21 protein-coding genes and 1 riboswitch are annotated in these 18,659 nt (G+C 64.6%); of the genes, 17 read left to right on the forward strand and 4 right to left on the reverse strand.

What is annotated here, in order from left to right; genetic code table 11:
- Position 1: 1 nt before the first annotated feature.
- Positions 2-571 (forward strand): hypothetical protein, encoded by a 570-nt coding sequence (locus tag RFN28_RS16235; protein WP_320288327.1) that lies wholly within the window; start codon positions 2-4, stop codon positions 569-571.
- 25 nt (positions 572-596) lie between these two features.
- On the opposite strand, the gene pdxH is transcribed toward RFN28_RS16235, so the two are convergent.
- Complete coding sequence (gene pdxH, locus RFN28_RS16240; RefSeq protein WP_320288328.1) at positions 597-1,214, reverse strand: pyridoxamine 5'-phosphate oxidase; 618 nt, start codon at positions 1,212-1,214, stop codon at positions 597-599.
- 40 nt (positions 1,215-1,254) lie between these two features.
- Here pdxH and RFN28_RS16245 point away from each other — a divergent pair, with 40 nt between their 5' ends.
- From RFN28_RS16245 to RFN28_RS16260, 4 genes are all read left to right on the forward strand, one after another.
- On the forward strand, positions 1,255-1,719 hold the full coding sequence (locus tag RFN28_RS16245) for an RT0821/Lpp0805 family surface protein (protein WP_320288329.1): 465 nt from the start codon (positions 1,255-1,257) through the stop codon (positions 1,717-1,719).
- Between the two features lie 99 nt (positions 1,720-1,818).
- Complete coding sequence (locus RFN28_RS16250; RefSeq protein WP_320288330.1) at positions 1,819-2,748, forward strand: DnaJ C-terminal domain-containing protein; 930 nt, start codon at positions 1,819-1,821, stop codon at positions 2,746-2,748.
- Between the two features lie 105 nt (positions 2,749-2,853).
- Complete coding sequence (gene fabI / locus RFN28_RS16255; protein WP_040971786.1) at positions 2,854-3,672, forward strand: enoyl-ACP reductase FabI; 819 nt, start codon at positions 2,854-2,856, stop codon at positions 3,670-3,672.
- A gap of 55 nt (positions 3,673-3,727) precedes the next feature.
- Positions 3,728-4,315: a histidine phosphatase family protein gene (locus RFN28_RS16260; RefSeq protein ID WP_320288331.1), complete on the forward strand. Its 588-nt coding sequence runs from the start codon at positions 3,728-3,730 to the stop codon at positions 4,313-4,315.
- 63 nt (positions 4,316-4,378) lie between these two features.
- Here RFN28_RS16260 and RFN28_RS16265 read toward each other — a convergent pair whose 3' ends face one another.
- Positions 4,379-4,639, reverse strand: coding sequence for a DUF1344 domain-containing protein (locus RFN28_RS16265; protein WP_320288332.1), 261 nt, complete (start codon positions 4,637-4,639; stop codon positions 4,379-4,381).
- 253 nt (positions 4,640-4,892) lie between these two features.
- Here RFN28_RS16265 and aroC point away from each other — a divergent pair, with 253 nt between their 5' ends.
- From aroC to RFN28_RS16280, 3 genes are all read left to right on the forward strand, one after another.
- Positions 4,893-6,002: a chorismate synthase gene (gene aroC, locus RFN28_RS16270; protein WP_320288333.1), complete on the forward strand. Its 1,110-nt coding sequence runs from the start codon at positions 4,893-4,895 to the stop codon at positions 6,000-6,002.
- 110 nt (positions 6,003-6,112) lie between these two features.
- Positions 6,113-7,213, forward strand: a complete 1,101-nt coding sequence (gene ribB / locus RFN28_RS16275) for a 3,4-dihydroxy-2-butanone-4-phosphate synthase (protein ID WP_320288334.1) — start codon at positions 6,113-6,115, stop codon at positions 7,211-7,213.
- Positions 7,214-7,459: 246 nt separating this feature from the next.
- Positions 7,460-8,440 carry a hypothetical protein gene (locus tag RFN28_RS16280; RefSeq protein ID WP_320288335.1) on the forward strand — a complete coding sequence of 327 codons (981 nt, stop codon included), beginning with the start codon at positions 7,460-7,462 and terminating at the stop codon, positions 8,438-8,440.
- Between the two features lie 31 nt (positions 8,441-8,471).
- On the opposite strand, the gene bluB is transcribed toward RFN28_RS16280, so the two are convergent.
- Positions 8,472-9,209: a 5,6-dimethylbenzimidazole synthase gene (gene bluB / locus RFN28_RS16285; RefSeq protein WP_320288336.1), complete on the reverse strand. Its 738-nt coding sequence runs from the start codon at positions 9,207-9,209 to the stop codon at positions 8,472-8,474.
- 41 nt (positions 9,210-9,250) lie between these two features.
- Positions 9,251-9,429, reverse strand: a riboswitch (cobalamin riboswitch).
- A 115-nt stretch (positions 9,430-9,544) separates the two neighbouring features.
- Between bluB and RFN28_RS16290 the strand changes: the two genes are divergently transcribed.
- From RFN28_RS16290 to RFN28_RS16315, 6 genes are all read left to right on the forward strand, one after another.
- Entirely contained in the window at positions 9,545-10,471 is a 927-nt protein-coding gene (locus RFN28_RS16290; RefSeq protein WP_320288337.1) for a histone deacetylase family protein, read from the forward strand.
- Between the two features lie 3 nt (positions 10,472-10,474).
- Positions 10,475-10,726, forward strand: coding sequence for an exodeoxyribonuclease VII small subunit (locus tag RFN28_RS16295; RefSeq protein WP_320288338.1), 252 nt, complete (start codon positions 10,475-10,477; stop codon positions 10,724-10,726).
- Between the two features lie 41 nt (positions 10,727-10,767).
- Positions 10,768-11,034, forward strand: a complete 267-nt coding sequence (locus tag RFN28_RS16300; RefSeq protein WP_320288339.1) for a DUF2277 domain-containing protein — start codon at positions 10,768-10,770, stop codon at positions 11,032-11,034.
- A gap of 9 nt (positions 11,035-11,043) precedes the next feature.
- Positions 11,044-11,964, forward strand: coding sequence for a pirin family protein (locus RFN28_RS16305; RefSeq protein WP_320288340.1), 921 nt, complete (start codon positions 11,044-11,046; stop codon positions 11,962-11,964).
- 205 nt (positions 11,965-12,169) lie between these two features.
- Positions 12,170-14,083 carry a 1-deoxy-D-xylulose-5-phosphate synthase gene (gene dxs, locus RFN28_RS16310; RefSeq protein WP_320288341.1) on the forward strand — a complete coding sequence of 638 codons (1,914 nt, stop codon included), beginning with the start codon at positions 12,170-12,172 and terminating at the stop codon, positions 14,081-14,083.
- Positions 14,084-14,291: 208 nt separating this feature from the next.
- Positions 14,292-14,576: a hypothetical protein gene (locus tag RFN28_RS16315; RefSeq protein ID WP_320288342.1), complete on the forward strand. Its 285-nt coding sequence runs from the start codon at positions 14,292-14,294 to the stop codon at positions 14,574-14,576.
- Here RFN28_RS16315 and RFN28_RS16320 read toward each other — a convergent pair.
- The gene (locus RFN28_RS16320) at positions 14,573-14,974 is read right to left on the reverse strand and encodes a GFA family protein (RefSeq protein ID WP_320288343.1); all 402 of its coding nucleotides are present in this window, start codon (positions 14,972-14,974) and stop codon (positions 14,573-14,575) included. The genes RFN28_RS16315 and RFN28_RS16320 overlap by 4 nt on opposite strands.
- Positions 14,975-15,084: 110 nt before the next feature.
- Here RFN28_RS16320 and RFN28_RS16325 point away from each other — a divergent pair, with 110 nt between their 5' ends.
- The 3 genes from RFN28_RS16325 to RFN28_RS16335 form a co-directional block, all read left to right on the forward strand.
- Complete coding sequence (locus tag RFN28_RS16325) at positions 15,085-15,858, forward strand: TlyA family RNA methyltransferase (protein WP_320288344.1); 774 nt, start codon at positions 15,085-15,087, stop codon at positions 15,856-15,858.
- Positions 15,855-17,096, forward strand: a complete 1,242-nt coding sequence (locus RFN28_RS16330; protein WP_320288345.1) for a class I SAM-dependent RNA methyltransferase — start codon at positions 15,855-15,857, stop codon at positions 17,094-17,096. Before RFN28_RS16325 ends, RFN28_RS16330 begins: the two co-directional genes overlap by 4 nt.
- 170 nt (positions 17,097-17,266) lie before the next feature.
- Positions 17,267-18,659: caspase family protein (locus tag RFN28_RS16335; protein ID WP_320288346.1), on the forward strand; the 1,393-nt coding region annotated here is incomplete at its 3' end.

Consider the following 18,659-nt stretch of genomic DNA (forward strand, 5'->3'; position numbering starts at 1 on the left):
AATGACGGCACGGGTCCTGGATCGGGAGAGCGGGCGTAGTGAGCAGAAATGGGGCCGCCGCAGCCTTTGGTCGCTTCTGCTGCTTGTGCCGCTGGCCCTGGCCATTGAGGCTTATGACAGCGTCAAGGCGCTGCTTAGTGACGACGATCTCTTCCCGCGCCGCGTCGCCTGGGGCGAGACTGCCCGTTTTGGCGGCAGCGATTGGAAGCTGACCGACCTGCGTGGTGCCTTCGGCATGTCGAACCTGCCGCCCGATTCTGTGCCGGTTCTGGCCGACTTCCAGGTGAAAATTGGTAACCCCGACCTGCAAAATCTCTGGCTCGGCTGCAGGATAATGCTGATCGACAAGGACGGCCGGCGCTGGTCGCCGACCTCCATCGTTTCGCTGAAAACCACGGACAATGTGCAGACCTGTATCTCGGCGATCTTCTCCGGCGCCAAAAGCGGCGACACGCTTAATCTGCGCGAGACGTTCCTGGTGCCGAAGGAGGCGACCAAGACGATACAACCGGCCGTTGGTGTTGCCAGCGAGCGGCCGCATTTCCTGCTGTTCCAGCTGGAGAAGGATTGATTTCCCGCGACCCGCCTGTCGCTAATCAGGGATAGAGCCGCGTCTTGTCCCAGCCGCCGTTGGCGTTGCGCGAGAACACGACGCGGTCATGCAGCCGGAATGGCCTGTCGTGCCAGAACTCGATCGTCTGCGGCAGGATGCGGAACCCGGACCAGTATTTCGGCCGCGGGATGTCGCCGATCGCGTAGCGCGCCGTGTATTCGGCCACGGCCTTTTCCAGCGCGAAGCGGCTTTCCAGCGGCCGCGACTGCTTCGAGGCCCAGGCGCCGATACGGCTGCCGCGCGGCCGCGTAGCGTAATAGGCGTCGGCTTCGGCGTCGCTGACGATTTCCACCGGTCCGCGCACGCGCACCTGGCGGCGCAGCGATTTCCAATGGAAGCACATCGCCGCCTTCATGCTGCCAAGAATCTCGCGGCCCTTGGCGCTCTCGAAATTCGTGTAGAAGACAAATCCCTTTTCGTCGAACCCCTTGAGCAGCACCATCCGCACATCCGGCATGCCGTCGGCGTCGACGGTTGCCAGCGCCACGCCGTTGGGGTCGTTGATCTCGCTCTTGGTGGCGTCCTCCAGCCATGCGGCAAAGAGCCGGAACGGCTCCGCCGCCTCTGTGAAGTCACCGCTTGTTAACTCAGTTTCGGTCATAGTTTTCCAAATTTTTAACGTTGCGGGAGGAGTTCGCCGATTGTCGCGTATCGCGCAAGCTTTTGACAGCGGACAATCGAGCGTTATCGCTTCGGCCAGCGCCAAGGCTGCGTTGCTGATATTGGCGTTTCCGCTTGCTGCCTGCGGTGCCGGCGGCTTCAGCCTCGATAAGGCGGAGATCGACCGCTCGATCATCACCTCCAGCGCGCCTTCCTCGCCTGCCCAACCGCCAAGCAGCGACAAGGATTCCGACCAGACCACCATTGGCAACGCAGTCTCCTCCGCCGACATCCAGGAGCTCAGCGGCCAGGCCGTGCCATGGGCCAATGCCGGCACCGGCTCGCGCGGCTCGATCACCGAGCTGGTGGAGCTCAAGGACGGCGGCCTGACATGCCGCCGCTTCACCGCCACGCGCGAGAGCTTCGACGGCGTCGCCTTGTACAAGGGCGAGCTTTGCATGGCCGGCGCCGGCGGCTGGCGCATGCAGGAGTTTGGGGCGCTCTGACTTTCGGTCGCCGATTGCTTTCATGCTACTGGAATTTCTTCCTATCCGGGCGCATATAGGGGACGACCGTGGATCCATCTTCTCTTGCAGGCAGGAAGCATGCGCGACCCCTATGAGGTGCTGGGCGTTGCCAAGAACGCATCGGCCAAGGACATAAAATCGGCGTACCGCAAGCTCGCCAAGCAGCATCATCCGGACCAGAATCCGAATGATCCGAAGGCGAAGGAGCGTTTTGCCGCCGCCAACCAGGCGTATGAGATCGTCGGCGACGAGAAGCGCCGCGCCGCTTACGATCGCGGTGAGATCGACGCCGACGGCAAGCCGAGATTCCAGGGCTTCGAGGGCGCGGCCGGCGGCGATCCGTTTGCCGGTTTCCGCCGTCAGCAGGGCCCTGGAGCCGCGCATTTCGAATTCCGGACGGGACGTCCGGGCGGCGATCCTTTCGACGGCAACAGCGACATTTTCAGCCAGATCTTCGGCGATGCCTTCTCGGGCGTGCGCGGCGCCGCCAGGGGTGGCGATCGCCGCCAGCCGATGCAGGCGCCTGACCTGAACGTCGCGCTGGACATCACCGTCGAGGAGGCGGCCACCGCCGAGAAAGTGACGGCGATGTTCCCCGACGGCCGCAAGATGGCGGTCAAGCTGCCGGCCTATGTCGAGGACGGCCAGACCATCCGCCTCAAGGGTCAGGGCGAGCAGGGTCCGGGCCAGCCGGGCGACGCGCTGGTCAAGATCCACATCCGCCGCCATCCGCGCTACCGCATCGAGGGCCGCGACCTGCATGTCGACCTGCCCGTCGATCTGGCCGACGCGGTGCTCGGCGCCAAGGTGGCGGTCGAGACGCCAACCGGCAAGCTCGCGGTCAACGTCCCGGCATGGTCGAGTTCGGACAAGGTGCTGCGCCTGAAGGGCAGGGGCCTGCCGGAAAAAGCCGGCGGCCACGGCGACCTCTACGCCCATGTCCGGCTGATGCTGCCGGAAGGCGGAGATGCCGAGCTCGAAGCGCTGTTGCGCCACCGAAAGGGCTGATCGAGAGACGTTCTCCCGCGGACAGTCCGCTTTCAACGCTTGAAGGGGCTCTATGCCTGTGCGATAGGGCTCCACAAAGCAGCTATTCTTGCGGAGAACGCGCACATGGCGGGTGTACAGGGCCTGATGGCCGGTAAGCGGGGCCTTATTCTCGGCGTCGCGAACAATCGGTCGATCGCTTTCGGTATCGCCAAGGCCTGCGTCGATCACGGCGCCGAAATCGCGCTGACCTATCAGGGCGAGGCGTTCAAGAAGCGCGTCGAGCCGCTGGCGGCGGAGCTCAACGCGCATGTCGCCGGCCATTGCGACGTCACCGATCCGGCCAGCCTCGACGCCGTTTTCGCCGACATCGCCAAGCACTGGGGCAAGCTCGACTTCCTCGTCCACGCCATCGCCTTCTCCGACAAGGACGAGCTCACCGGCCGCTATGTCGAGACGACGCGCGACAATTTTCTGCGCACCATGGACATTTCGGTGTTTTCCTTCACCACCATCGCCAAGCGGGCCGAGCCGCTGATGGCCGAAGGCGGTTCGCTTTTGACGCTGACCTATTACGGCGCCGAAAAGGTGATGCCGCATTACAACGTCATGGGCGTCGCCAAGGCCGCACTCGAAGCCAGCGTGCGCTATCTTGCGGTCGACCTCGGCGCCAAGAAGATCCGCGTCAACGCGATCTCTGCCGGCCCGATCAAGACGCTCGCCGCCTCCGGTATCGGCGACTTCCGCTACATCCTCAAGTGGAACGAGTACAATGCGCCGCTGAAGCAGACGGTGACGCAGGAAGAGGTCGGCGATTCCGGCGTCTACTTCCTGTCGGATCTCTCGCGCGGCGTCACCGGCGAGGTCCATCACGTCGATTCCGGCTACCACGTCGTCGGCATGAAGGCGGTCGACGCGCCAGACATCTCGACCGTGAAGGACTAATTCTCTCTCCGCCTAATCGTCCGTCCAGGCCCTGCCCCGACCTCCGGAAGACCTGATGTATCCGCTCGTCTACCTCGCGCGCCATGGCCAGACGGAATGGAATGCCGAGGGTCGGCTGCAGGGTCAGGCCGACACCGACATCAATGCGCTTGGCCGCGCGCAGGCGACGCATATTGGCCGTCGGCTGGCCGAGTTCGTCGGCAATCCCGCCGATTTCGACTTCGTTGCCAGCCCGATGCGGCGCACGCGCGAGACGATGGAGTTGATGCGCGCGGCAATGGGGCTCGATCCGTTCGCCTATCGCACCGATCCGCACCTGGTGGAAATGAGCTTCGGCGCCTGGCAGGGTTTCACCTTTGCCGAGCTCGAGGCGAGGCTTCCTGGCTCGACCGACGGACGCCGGCACGCCAAATGGGATTTCCAGCCGCCGGGCGAGGGCGCGGAAAGCTACGAAATGCTGCTCGAACGGATCAAGCCATGGTTCGACGCGCTTCGGGAGCCGACGGTCTGTGTCACCCATGGCGGCGTCATGCGCTGCCTGTTCCGCTTTGTCGAAGGCATGTCCAAGAAGGAAGCGGCCAGCCTCGAGATCCCGCAGGATCGCCTGCTCCGGCTGCAGGGCCGGAGCCTGGAATGGTTGTGAAGCAGACGGCCGATTTCTAAGGTCGTCCTGGACCGGCCGGGGGCCAGGACCTCGTGGCGCGGATTAATTCTGGTCGCTGTCTGGCAGCTGCATATCGGTCACGACATTCTCGCCGTTGGTCACGTCGTAGGCGATGACGATGTCCATGCCGGGCTTCAGCGCGTCGAGATCGGTCTCGGCATTGAGCTTGTAGGACTTCCCGTCGTTCAGCGTCAGCGTCAGAGTGTCCTTGTCGACCTTCTTGATCAGGCCTTCGGTCTGGCCGGCGAACGCGGCGGTGGAAATCATGAGCATGGCGCCAACCACGCCAATCAGGGTACGCATTGTCGTCCTCTTTGGTCATTGCGCCGGCTGGTCAGCGGCGGGTCCTCAACGGCGGATGGGAAGAGAGCAGAAACCAACCGAATGTGTCAAAACTAAATCCGCCGGATCACGGTTTGATGCAGCCGAACATCGTTTGACCGCTGTGGAAAACGCCAATAGAAGGCAGCGTGCAGCGCCGTGCGTGCTTTTGGACGCGCAAAGGACGCAGCACCACTTTAGATTGCCGGCTACGCTGCCGGGCAGGGCGTTTTCCATGTCTCACAACACATTCGGCCATCTGTTCCGCGTCACCACCTGGGGTGAGAGCCACGGGGCCGCGCTCGGCTGCGTTGTCGACGGCTGCCCGCCCGGCATCCGCTTCAAGCGCGAGGATATCCAGGCCGAGCTCGACAGGCGCCGCCCCGGGCAGTCGCGTTTCGTCACCCAGCGCCGCGAGCCGGACGAGGTCAAGATCCTCTCTGGCTTCATCCTCGACGAGGACGGCGAGACCATGATCACCACCGGCACGCCGGTGTCGATGCTGATCGAGAATGTCGACCAGCGCTCCAAAGACTATGGCGAGATCGCGCGCCAGTACCGGCCGGGCCATGCCGACTACACCTACGAGGTCAAATACGGCCTGCGCGATCATCGCGGCGGCGGCCGCTCCTCGGCGCGCGAGACCGCGGCGCGCGTGGCGGCGGGCGCGCTCGCCCGCAAAGTGGTGCCGGGCATGACGGTGCGCGGCGCGCTGATTTCCATGGGGGAGAAATCCATCGACCGCGCCAACTGGAACTGGAATTTCGTCGGCGACGCCGAGAACCCGTTCTTCACCCCCGATCCGGCGTCCGTCCCGGTCTTCGCCGCTTATCTCGACGGCATCCGCAAGGCCGGCTCCTCGGTCGGTGCGGTCATTGAAATAGTGGCCGAGGGGGTGCCGGCGGGCCTCGGCGCACCGATCTACGCCAAGCTCGACCAGGACATTGCGTCCGGCCTGATGTCGATCAACGCCGTCAAGGGCGTCGAGATCGGCAACGGCTTCGAGGCCGCCCGCATCACCGGCGAACAGAATGCCGACGAAATGCGCATGGGCAATGACGGCAAGCCGGTGTTCCTTTCCAACAATGCCGGCGGCATCCTGGGCGGCATCTCGACCGGACAGGCGATCGTTGCCCGCTTCGCCGTCAAGCCGACGTCTTCGATCCTCACGCCGCGCAAGTCGATCGACAAGGACGGCAAGGATGTCGAGGTGATGACCAAAGGCCGCCACGATCCGTGCGTCGGCATCCGTGCCGTGCCGATCGGCGAGGCCATGGTTGCCTGCGCGATTGCGGATCATTATCTGCGGCATAGAGGACAGACCGGGAAGGGAATAGCGGAGTAAGGCAGTAGGGCAGTATGTTTCGTCGCTTTTGGCGACGCCAAACTTTTTCCTTTTCCCCTACTCCCTTACTGCCATATTCCCCTACTCCCCTGCGAGCGAAGCGAGCATTTATGCCATACGACCAAAAGAAGATCGTCGAAGCGATCCGTGCTTTCGAGCGCGGCGAGATCGTCGTCGTCATGGACGATGACGGGCGCGAGAACGAGGGCGACCTGATCGTCGCCGCCGTCCATTGCACGCCGGAGAAGATGGCCTTCATCATCCGCAACACCTCCGGCATCGTCTGCACGCCCATGCCGCGCGAGGAGGCGAGGCGGCTGAACCTGGCGCCCATGGTGGCCGACAACGATTCCGCCCACACCACCGCCTTTACCGTCAGCGTCGATTTCAAGCACGGCACCACGACCGGCATTTCCGCCGACGACCGCACCCTTACCGTGCGCAACCTTGCCAACGGCAATGTCGGCGCGTCCGATTTCGTGCGTCCGGGCCACATCTTCCCGCTGATCGCTCGCGAGGGCGGCGTGCTGATGCGCTCCGGCCATACGGAAGCGGCGGTCGATCTGTGCAAGCTCGCCGGTCTGCCGCCGATCGGCGTCATCTCCGAACTGGTCAACGACGACGGCACCGTCAAGCGCGGGCCGGAAGTGCAGGCTTTCGCCGAAAAACATGGCCTCAAGCAGGTCTCGGTCGCCGATCTCATCGCCTACCGGCAGCGCAAGGAAACCCTGGTCGAGCGCGTCGCCTGCTCGGACATCGAAACGCCCGGCGGCAAGGCGCAGGTCTTCACCTATACGCTGCCTTGGGATTCCATGCACCACGTTGCGGTCGTCTTCGGCGACATCCGCGACGGCGAGGAGGTGCCGGTGCGCCTGCACTCGGAGGATGTCGTGACCGATGTGTTCGGCACCAGCCACCGCCTGGAGGACATCATGAAGGCGATGGGCGAGCGCAAGCGCGGCGTCATCGTCTATCTGCGCGAAGGGTCCGTCGGCGTCGCCCATCAGGAGCGCAAGCGACCCGCGAGCGGCGACCGCGAGGATCACGAGGAAGCGCGCCGGCGCGAGAACGAGTGGCGCGAGATCGGTCTCGGAGCCCAGATTCTCAGGGATCTCGGCATTTCCTCGATCAACCTGATCGCCTCCCGCGAGCGCCACTATGTCGGCCTCGAGGGGTTTGGCATCCATATCGCGAAAACCGCGATTCTTTAGGATCGAATGAATAGCACCGGTCGAGGACGGGGCCGGTCGCTTGTTTCACCCGGTAGGAGCAACACTCGCGCCACCGAGCCCGCAACCTGGCGCCGCCACCCTCTGCAGCAGCATCTTCAGATTGAATGCGCCGGCCGTGATAGACTTGTGCACCGCTTTGAGATGGGCACGGCGCCGCGCTTGATTGACAATTGATGGCGTAAGCGCAACCTCTTCGGCCATTCTCTGAGGCGGGAGAGTCGGGCCATGTGGGACTTCAGCATCGGCCGGTCGGTGTCCATCATGATGCGGACATGGCCGTTCATCGTCTTTCGCATGATCGTCTATTTTGGCATCACGCTGGCCTACATCATGGCGACCGGCACCGGCGCCAGTGTCGGCTACGGCGTCGGCCACATCTCGACCGACCCCGACGGGCCGATGTCGTTTGCGCTGTGGGGCGGGGTTGTCGGCTTCGGCGTCGTCTCAGTCGCCGTCTACTGGATCCGCGAATACATCCTCTATGTGCTCAAGGCCGGCCACATCGCCGTCATGGTCCACCTGATCGACGGCCACGACGTTCCCGACGGCCAGGGCCAGATCGCCTATGCGAAGGAAGTGGTCACCCAGCGTTTTGCCGAGGCCAACATCCTTTTCGTCGTCGACCAGCTGGTGAAGGGCGCCATCCGCGCCATTACCGGCCTGATCGGCGGCATCGCGGCGTTCCTGCCCATTCCAGGCTTGAGCGGCATCGTCAGCTTCATCAACACGGTCATCCGCCTGTCGCTGACCTATGTCGACGAGATCATCCTCGGCTACAATATCCGCATCAATTCGAGCTCGCCTTTCGAGACCGCCAGGCAAGGCGTCGTGCTCTATGCGCAGAACGGCAAGCACATGGTCAAGAACGCGGTGTGGCTGGCTGTGATCATGTGGGGCGTGTCCTTCGTCATCTTCCTTTTGATGCTGGCGCCCGCCGGCGCGATCCTCTGGGTCATGCCGGGCCAGCTTGCCGGCTGGGCCTTCGTGCTGGCCATCGTCTTTGCCTGGGCCTTCAAGGCGGCCTTCATCGAGCCCTTCGCCATCGCTTCGCTGATGCAGGTCTATTTCGACACCATCGAAGGCCAGGTCCCCAATCCGGAATGGGACCGGCGCCTGGCCGAAGCGTCGTCCAAGTTCAGGGAGCTTCGCGACAAGGCGCTCGGCACCTTCGGCGGCTCGCGCTGGGATTCGCCAAGGGCTGCTTGATCGGCAACCCTGACCCAGGAAGGCAGCCTGATCACGGCTTCGCCCTTTCGCCGGAACCAAGTCGGGTGATCGCCGATTTGAGCGCCGCCTCGCCGGCGCCGCAAAAGGTCTCGCTCATCACCAGTTCGGAGAGCGGCAGGCGCTTGCCCCAGCCATGCGCTTCGAGATCGGGCCGCGGCGCGAATTCCGAGACGCGGCCGACGCAGAGATAGGCGATCGGCGTCACATGCTCGGGGATCGCGAGCAGCCGCTTCAGCGCCTCGGTCTCGATGATGCTCACCCAGCCGACGCCGACGCCTTCTGCCCGCGCCGCCAGCCAGAAATTCTGCACCGCGCAGACGGTGCTGTAGAGGTCCATCTCGGGATTGTGCCAGCGCCCGAGCGGCGAATCCTTCGAGCGCTGCCGGTCGCAGGTGATGCACAGGTTGAGCGCGCTTTCGCAGATGCCTTCGAGCTTCAGCTTGCGGTAGAGCGCCTGCCGCTCCGCTTCGATCGCCGGCAGTTCCTGCTCGCGCGCGGCGAGGAACAGGTCGCGCACCTGCCGCCTTCGCTCGCCATCGCGGATGACGATGAAGTTCCACGGCTGCATGTAGCCGACCGACGGCGCGTGATGGGCGGCCATCAGCAGCCGCGCCAGCACGGCATCGTCGAGATCGTCCGAAACGAAATGGCTGCGCACATCGCGCCGGGTGAACATCGCCCGGTAGACCGCATCGCGCGCCGATTGGTCAAAGTCATCGCCGCCCACGGCGGCCGTTCGTGCCTGCATCGCTTGTCCCCTTGCGACAGCAGTCCTCCGCCTGACCATGCGGATGACCATGTCTGCCGGGCCGGTCTTCTGGCTCGGGATCGTCCCGCTCCGGCGCCTTCCCGTCTTGGACAGTGGCATTTGCCGGCGCGGTCCCCCTCACAGCGTTGGGCACGCCACGGAATTCAACCGTGTTCCCGATTCTCCCGCGTCTGCGGGCACCAGGCAGCACGACGACTTTACCGCGAAGCTTCAGCCGCGCCAATGCCGCCTGCGACATGGGGAGGCGCGATTTTCCCCAGCCATTCGGCGCTGCAACATGGTCATTCGGGCCGCGGGTGCCTAAATTAGGCGCCATGACCACCCGTCTCTACACCCATCCGGTATTCCTGGAACACCTGACGCCGCCCGGTCACCCCGAGCGGCCCGACCGGTTGCGCGCCATCGAGCGCGTGCTGGACGACGAGGCTTTTTCGGCGCTCGACCGCGTCAGAGCGCCGGAAGGCGATGAGGCGACCATCCTTTACGCGCACCCGGAAGATTTTGTTGCCCGCATCCGCGCGGCTATCCCCGCGAGCGGCATCGTCTCGATCGACGCCGACACCAGCGCCAGCCCGAAGAGCTGGCAGGCCGCGGTGACGGCGATCGGCGCCGCCAATGCGGCGATAGATGATGTCTTCGAAGGCCGCGCCGCCAACGTCTTCGTTGCCGCCCGTCCGCCCGGACACCATGCCGAAAAGACCACAGCGATGGGCTTTTGCCTGTTCAACACCGCGGCGATCGCCGCCCGCCATGCGCAGAAGAGGCATCAGGCCGAGCGTGTCGCCATCGTCGACTGGGACGTGCACCACGGCAACGGCACGCAGGACATTTTCTGGGACGATCCCTCGGTTCTCTATTGCTCGACCCACCAGATGCCGCTTTATCCGGGCACCGGCGCGAAGAGTGAAACCGGCGTCGGCAACATCGTCAACGCGCCGCTTGCGCCGCGCACCGGCAGCGAGACTTTCCGCGACGCCTTCCTGTCGCGCGTGCTGCCGTCGATCGATGCGTTCGCGCCAGACCTGATCATCATTTCCGCCGGTTTTGATGCGCACCATCGCGATCCGCTGGCCGAGATCAACCTGACCGAGGATGATTTCGACTGGGCGACCGGCCAGCTGATGGAGCGCGCCGGGCGTCACAGCGGCAATCGGCTCGTCAGCCTGCTGGAGGGCGGCTACGATCTGCAGGGACTGGCATTTTCGGTCGCCGCCCATGTCGGGCGGCTGATGAAGGGATAGGATATGGCTGGCGAAGGCAATGAGGACGTCAAGGCGATGAGCTTCGAACAGGCGCTCGACGCGCTGGAGAAGATCGTCGATGATCTGGAGCGCGGCGATGTCGCGCTCGACCAGTCGATCAAGATCTACGAGCGCGGCGAGGCGCTGAAGGCCCATTGCGACCGCTTGCTGAAGGCGGCCGAGGACAAGGTCGAGAAGATCAGGCTGTCTCGCGACGGCAAGCCGGTGGGAACCGAGCCGCTCGACCCCGACTAGGTCGGGAGGGGCGGGGAGAAAGCAGGTTTAGGAGTTCAAGCATGTGCCGAAACATCAAGACCCTGTTCAACTTCGATCCGCCGGCGACCGACGACGAGGTCCATGACGCGGCGCTGCAGTTCGTGCGCAAGCTGAGCGGCTCGACCAAGCCGTCCAAGCGCAACGAGCACGCTTTCAATCACGCCGTCGAGGCGATTGCCGCCGCGGCGCGCGATCTGCTCGACAGCCTCGAAACCACCCAGCATCCGCGCAATCGCGAGGAGGAGGCGGCCAAGGCGAAAGCCAGATCCGCGCTCCGCTTCGCCTGAGGCCGTCGTATGAGCTTCTTCCCCGGAAACGATCCTGAAGCCGGCGATGCCTTCGCCTGCGACCAGATCGAATTGATGGTCATACCCAACGCCAAGGACATCGGCGGCTTCGAGGTTCGCCGTGCCTTGCCGACGGCAAAGCGCCGGCTGGTCGGCCCGTTCATCTTCTTCGACCGCATGGGGCCTGCGATCCTGCGCGCCGGCCAGGCGATCGACGTGCGCCCGCACCCGCATATCGGGCTCTCGACTGTCACCTATCTGTTCGACGGCAGGATCAGGCATCGCGATTCGCTCGGCACCGAAATGGTGATCGCGCCGGGCGACGTGAACCTGATGACCGCCGGCCGCGGCATCGTCCACTCCGAGCGCACGCCGGAGGAGTTGCGCGGCGCGCCGATGTCGATCTCCGGCCTGCAGACCTGGCTGGCGCTGCCGGACGGCAAGGAAGAGATCGCCCCGGTCTTCGCCAGCACGTCGGTGATCCGCCTGCCCGAGATCGACGCCGAAGGCGTCAGCGGCCGCGTCGTCATCGGCGAATTTTCCGGGCTGCGATCGCCAGTCGCGACCGCCTCGGATACGCTTTATGCCGATCTGCGGCTGGCGGCAGGCGCCAGCGTGAAGATCCCCGCTGATGCCGAGGAACGCGCCATCTACACGCTGGATGGCGAGGTCTCGATTGCCGGCGACCGCTTCCCGGCCGAGCGGCTTCTGGTTTTCAAGCCCGGCGAGGAGATCGTGGTTTCCTCGGAGCGCGGCGCGCATTTCATGCTGTTCGGCGGCGCTTCGCTCGGCTCCAGGCGCTACATCTGGTGGAATTTCGTTTCGTCCTCGAAGGAACGCATCGAACAGGCGAAGGAAGAATGGAAGACGGGGCGCTTCGATATCGTTCCTGGCGATGAGGAAGAGTTCATTCCGTTGCCGGAAGGTTGAAGCGCGTCACTGGCACGCATTTACATTCGCTCGCCGGCGGCATATTTCGCGCACGATCGACGCGCATATTTGTGAAGGTTGGAGCAATTCCAGGAAAAGTGTGAAACGGTTTTCCGTCCGGAATTGCGTGAAAACAATGAGACAGAGCGGTCCAGTGAGACGGTTAACCGCTCTGATGCAAGGTTAAGTTTCAGCAGGCTCCAGAGTGAATCCAAAGCCCGATACGCCGCTTCTCGACAAGGTCCGCATTCCAGCGGATTTGCGGGCGCTTGACGAAAGTGAGCTGCCGCAGCTGGCGACGGAACTGCGCGCCGAGCTGATCGACGCCGTTTCGCACACGGGCGGCCATCTTGGCGCCGGCCTCGGCGTCGTGGAGCTGACGGTTGCGCTGCATTATGTCTTCAACACGCCGCAAGACCGGCTGATCTGGGATGTCGGCCACCAGGCCTATCCGCACAAGATCCTGACCGGCCGCCGCGACCGCATCCGCACGCTCCGCCAGGAGGGTGGTCTTTCCGGCTTCACCCGGCGGGCCGAGAGCGAATACGACCCCTTCGGCGCGGCGCACTCCTCGACCTCGATTTCCGCCGGTCTCGGTATGGCCATGGGCCGCGACCTTTCGGGCGGCCGCAACAATGTCATCGCCGTCATCGGCGACGGCGCGATGTCCGCCGGCATGGCCTATGAGGCGATGAACAATGCCGGCGCGCTGAACGCCCGCCTCATCGTCATCCTCAACGACAACGACATGTCGATTGCGCCGCCGACCGGCGCGATGAGCGCCTATCTGGCAAGGCTCGCTTCCGGCAAGGCCTATCTGGGTCTGCGCGATTTCGGCAAGAAGCTGACCTCCTATCTCGGCGAGCGCGCCGACCGCGCCATCACCCGCGCCGTCGAGCATGCGCGCGGCTACGTCACCGGCGGCACGCTGTTCGAGGAGATGGGCTTCTATCACATCGGCCCGATCGACGGGCACAATCTGGAGCACCTGATCCCGGTGCTGAAGAACGTGCGCGACAATGCCGACGGCCCGGTGTTGATCCACGTCGTGACCCAGAAGGGCAAGGGCTACGCGCCGGCGGAAGCCGCCGCCGACAAGTATCACGGCGTCAACAAGTTCGACGTCATCACCGGCGCGCAGGCCAAGGCGCCGGCCAACGCGCCGAGCTACACCAAGGTCTTCGCCGAGAGCCTGATCCAGGAAGCGCGCGAGGACGATCGCATCGTGGCGATCACCGCCGCCATGCCGAGCGGCACCGGCCTCGATCTGTTCGGCGAGGTGTTTCCGGCAAGGACCTTCGATGTCGGCATTGCCGAGCAGCACGCGGTGACCTTCGCCGCCGGACTCGCCACCGAAGGCTACAAGCCCTTCGCCGCCATCTATTCGACCTTCCTGCAGCGCGCCTACGATCAGGTCGTGCATGACGTGGCGATCCAGAAACTGCCGGTGCGCTTCCCGATCGACCGCGCCGGCTTCGTCGGCGCCGACGGCGCCACACATTGCGGCGCCTTCGACACGACCTTCCTCGCCTCGCTGCCCGGCTTCGTCGTCATGGCCGCGGCCGACGAGGCGGAACTGCGCCACATGGTACGCACCGCGGCAAGCTATGACGAAGGCCCGATCGCCTTCCGCTATCCGCGCGGCAATGGCGTCGGCGTCGACATGCCGGAACGCGGCTCGGTGCTCGAAATCGGCAAAGGCCGCATCCTGAGGGAAGGCACCAAAGTGGCGCTTCTCTCCTTTGGAACGCGGCTGCAGGATTGCCTGCTGGCCGCCGAAGAACTCGGTGCTGCGGGTCTTTCCGCCACCGTTGCCGACGCCCGTTTCGCCAAGCCGCTGGACGAGGACCTCATCCGCCGACTCGCGCGCTCGCATGAGGTCCTGGTGACGGTGGAGGAGGGCGCTGTCGGCGGCTTCGCCAGCCAGGTGTTGCATTTCCTCGCCCATGAAGGACTGCTGGAAAGCGGCCTCAAGGTGCGCCCGCTGGTGCTGCCGGACGCATTCATCGACCACGCCAAGCCCGAGAAGATGTATGCCGACGCGGGCCTCGATACGGCCGGCATCGTGCGCACGGTCTTTGCCGCGCTTGGCCACGGCATCCAGGTGCAGCGCGCCTGATTCAAAATCTCGACGTCCTGAAGCCATTTGCCGGCTTCCGGAGGCAATTCCAGCAAAAGTGCGCAGCGGTTCTGCGTCCGGAATTGCGCTAAGCCAGGATCGTAACTATCTGTTTACGCTTCCGTTTGGCGGTTCGGTTACCCTGTCTTTTGGCCGATTTTCAACGGCGCCCTGCTAAGACCTTGGTCCTAGGCAGGGGATAAGAACAATGAAATCGTTCCTGAGTGGCATGGCCCTTGTGGTGACCATGGCTGCGCCGGTGGCGGCCGAAACGCGTTACGACCGCAACCTCGAAAAGACGGTGATGGACATCGTCGCCGGCAAGATGGGCAACATCCGCGGCGGCTTCTCCTACAAGCAGGCTGCCCAGCTGGTTGTGCTGCCGGAGGCCGCGCCGGCCGCGTCCATTCCGGCTGAGCCGCGCAAGCAGGCCGCCAGCAATGACGGACTGATGCCGGCCGTGGAGCGGCCAGTCTCGCGGACTGTTTTCTAGAACCACAGATCGCGCACGCAACGGCCGTCGCGCGGCAGGTCATCGAATATGTTGAGGCCGTCAAAATGGTCGATCGGCAGGTCGGCGACGGCTTCCGGCGGCGCCAGCCTGACATTGACGGCGATGCGGGTGCGGCCGCTGGCGCTGGACCGCAAGCCGCGCCAGGCGAGCACACAGGCGCATTTCGGACAGAACAGGATCTCGAGCGCAGGCTCGGCCACCTCGGCGCGCGTATAGGAACTCGTTGGTCCTGCGATACGGATGCGTTCGTCGACGTAGTCATAGGCCCAGAGCGTGCCGTAGCGGCGGCAAAGCGTGCAGTTGCAGGCAGTGATCGATCCAGGATCTCCTTCCAGGGTCCAGTGGGCAGCGCCGCAATGGCAGGTTCCCTTCAGCATGGCTCCTCCTCCTCAGGCTGGGTGGAACGGATCGCGCATTCTGGCGCGCCCCGCGCCGTATTCAACACGCTGCCATTGCCTTCGCCGCCGGCTTTCGCCAATGAAGACAGATGAATTCCTCCTTGCCATTGAGCGCGCGCCAGCGTCTTGACGAACTGCTCGTCGCGCGCGGCCTGTTCGCCAGCCGCTCGCGCGCCCGCGACGCCATCGAGCGCGGCACGGTCACTGTTGACGGCGCGGTTGCGCGCAAGCCTGGCCAAACCGTCGCGGCGGACTGCGTCGTTGCGATCAACGATCCGGCGCAGGCCTATGTGTCGCGCGCGGCGCTGAAGCTTATTTCCGGCCTCGACCGTTTCGGGCTCGATCTCTCGGGGAGCGAAGCACTCGATATCGGCGCTTCGACCGGCGGCTTCACCCAGGTGCTGCTCGAACGCGGCGCCGCCCATATCACGGCGATCGATGTCGGCCACGGCCAGATGCACCCCGACATCGCCGGCGACCCGCGCGTGACGGTGATCGAGGGGCTGAATGCCCGCGACTTGACGGTCGCCGATCTCGGCGGCCGTGTTCCCGATTTCCTGGTTTGCGATGTCAGCTTCATCTCGATCAAACTTGCGCTGCCGCCGGCCCTTGCGCTTGCGGGCGAGGGCGCCAGGGCGCTGCTTCTGGTCAAGCCGCAATTCGAGGCAGGACGCGAGGCGATCGGCAAGGGTGGCCTGCTCAAGAACCCGAGCGCGGCTGAGCGTATCGCAGTCGATCTGCGCGACTGGCTCGCCGGCATTTCCGGCTGGCGGGTGCTTGGGCTGCACCCGTCGCCGATCGAAGGCGGCGACGGCAATCGCGAGTTCCTGCTCGGCGCGATCAAGGACGCGGTTTCGCGATGAGCGCGCGCTTCATCATCGCCAGGCTCGGTTCGCAAGGCGACGGCATCGCCGGCGCCGAAGGCGGCGAGGTCTTCATCCCGTTCACGCTGCCGGGCGAAACGGTCACCGCCGCGCGCCAGAAGGACCGCGCTGCGCTGACGTCGGTGCTGGAGGCGTCACCGCTCAGGATCGATCCGGCCTGCCGCCATTTCACCGAATGCGGCGGCTGCGCGCTGCAGCATTTCGAGGCCGAGGCCTATCGGCAGTGGAAGCGCGAGCGGGTCGCCCACGCGCTGAAAGCCAAGGGCATTGCCTGCGAGGTCGAGACGCTGGTGCCTTGCGCGCCTCACACGCGCCGCCGAGTTGTCTTCAGCGCCCGGCGCACCGAAGGAGGCATGCTGCTCGGCTTCGTGCGCGCGCTCTCCTCCGAGATCATACCGATCGAGGAATGCCCGATCTCGCTGCCGGTAATCGTTGCGTCCCTCGATCGCTTGCGGAGACTGGCCGGGCTGGTCTGCGCGACGCCGAAAGCCTTCCACATGACGGTCACCGTCACGGCGTCCGGCCTCGATGTCGCCGTCCAGGACGCTGGCAAGCTCGGCGAAAACCAGCGCCGCATCGCCTCAAATTTCGTTCTTGCCGAGGGGCTGGCGAGGCTTTCCGTCGACGGCGAGGTCATCGTCGAGCCCAGGAAGCCGGTGGTGCAGTTCGGTTCGGTCGCCGTCGCCGTGCCGCCCGGCGCCTTCCTGCAGGCGACCGAGGCTGCGGAGCAGACGATGGCCAGCCTCGTCGGCCGGCATCTGTCGCGCGCTAAAAAGGTCGCCGATCTGTTCGCCGGCTGCGGCAGCTTCGCGCTCAGACTGGCGGCAAAGTCTGAGGTTTATGCGGTGGAAGGCGACGCGCCGGCTCTTGCCGCGCTCGATCGGGCCTTTCGCTTCGCCGGCGGCCTGAAGCGGGTGACCGGCGAACGCCGTGATCTCTTCCGGCGGCCGCTGACCTTCAAGGAATTGAACGGTTTCGACGGCCTCGTCTTCGATCCGCCACGCGCCGGAGCGGAGGAGCAGTCGAAGCAGATCGCCCGCTCCGATGTGCCACTGGTGGCGGCCGTGTCCTGTAATCCTGTAACGCTGGCGCGGGACCTGCGCATCCTTCTCGACGGCGGCTATCAACTGAAGAGCGTGACGCCGATCGACCAGTTCCTGTGGTCGCCGCATGTCGAGGCCGTCGCGCTGCTGGAGAAGCCGAAGCGGCGGCGGTAGTTCGCGACGCCGCTTCGCAAGAAATTTTCTGAAGCCTCTGTTCTTTCGACGAAATTGCGCCCTAAAGCCGCCTTTATGCGGGCTATTAATTTTGCGCTGTTAGGGAAACATTCCTGCCTCTCCGGCGTTAATGTTGCGGAGGGATGCCCGATAAGGATAGCGGAATTGCCATGCAGACGCTTCAGAAATTCCTCGGCCTCGTCGTCATTCTCATCTTTTTCGCGGTCAGCGCCGCAAGCGGGGCACTGGCGCAAGGTGAAAAGCGTCTGGCCTTCGTCATCGGCAACGGCTCCTACAAGACCGGCGAACTCGCGACGGTCGCCAATGACGCCGGCCTGATCGCACAGACATTGCAGGCCGCCGGGTTCGACGTGGTCGGCGCGCGTGACGTGGACCAGGACTCGCTGCGCGGCGCATTCCGCGATTTCATGGGCAAGGTATCGGCTGCCGGTCCTGACGCCGTCGTTTTCGTCTATCTCGCTGGACATGGCGTGCAGTTCGAGGGCGAGAACTACTTCCTTCCGGTCGATGCTCAGATTGCCAATCCGGCCGATGTCCCGCTTCAGGCGATGCGGATCTCCGACGTCACCAAGTCGCTGTCCGGGCTGCCGACAAAGGTCAATATCGTCGTGCTCGACGCGGCGCGGCCGAATGCTTTTCCGAAGATGAGCCAGCCTCTGGCCGGCGGTCTCGCGCTGGTCGATCCCGACCCGAATATGCTGATTGCGTTCAATGCGGCTCCGGGAACGGTCGCGCCGGAAGGCAAAGGCCCCTATGGCGCCTATGCTCAGGCTCTCGCCGAGATGATACGCGAAGGCGGATTGTCGCTTGACGAGGTGTTCGACCGCACACGGCTGCGCGTCAACGAGGTGACGCAAGGCGCGGAAGTGCCGTGGAACGCTTCGAAGATCACGGCGCCTTTCGTTTTCTTCGAACGCAGCGCGGAAGCTCCCGCGCCCAAGGTTTCGGAGGCCGAATCTCGGTCCAATCGGACCAGGGCGATCCGCGATTTCAACGCTCGTGACGCTTATGTCGCAGCTCTCGACCGCGACACCATGCGCGGTTACGAGGATTTCCTCGTCGCCTATCCGCACGATCCGATGGCCAAGCGCGTGCGCGCCATCATTGCGGCGCGGCGTGAGGCGATCACCTGGCGTGAGACCTGGCAGGAGGATACGCCGGAAGCCTACTGGTCCTATTTGCGGCGCTATCCGCACGGCCCGCATGCCTGGGACTGCCGCCGCCGGCTGGAGCATTTCGATGCCGAGCTGGAGCCGCCGGCGAGCTTCACCGTCATCGTCTATGACGTGGCGCCGCCACCGGAGGAGGAAATCATCTATGTCGACCGGCCGGTGCTCTATTTCGACGACCCCGATTTCGATTTCGAGCCGCCGCCGCCGATCGCGGTGATCTTCCTGCCGCCGCCACCGCCGGATTTCGTCGTGTTGGTGGCGCCGCCGCCGCCGGTTGACGTATTCATCCTGCCGACGCCGGTGTTCGTGCCGATACCGGTGTTCATCAATCCGCCGCGCCACATCGTGCCGCCGCCGAACGACATCATCT

Origin of the sequence: Mesorhizobium album (assembly GCF_033977205.1) — a bacterium.
GTDB classification, from domain to species: Bacteria; Pseudomonadota; Alphaproteobacteria; order Rhizobiales; family Rhizobiaceae; genus Mesorhizobium; species Mesorhizobium album.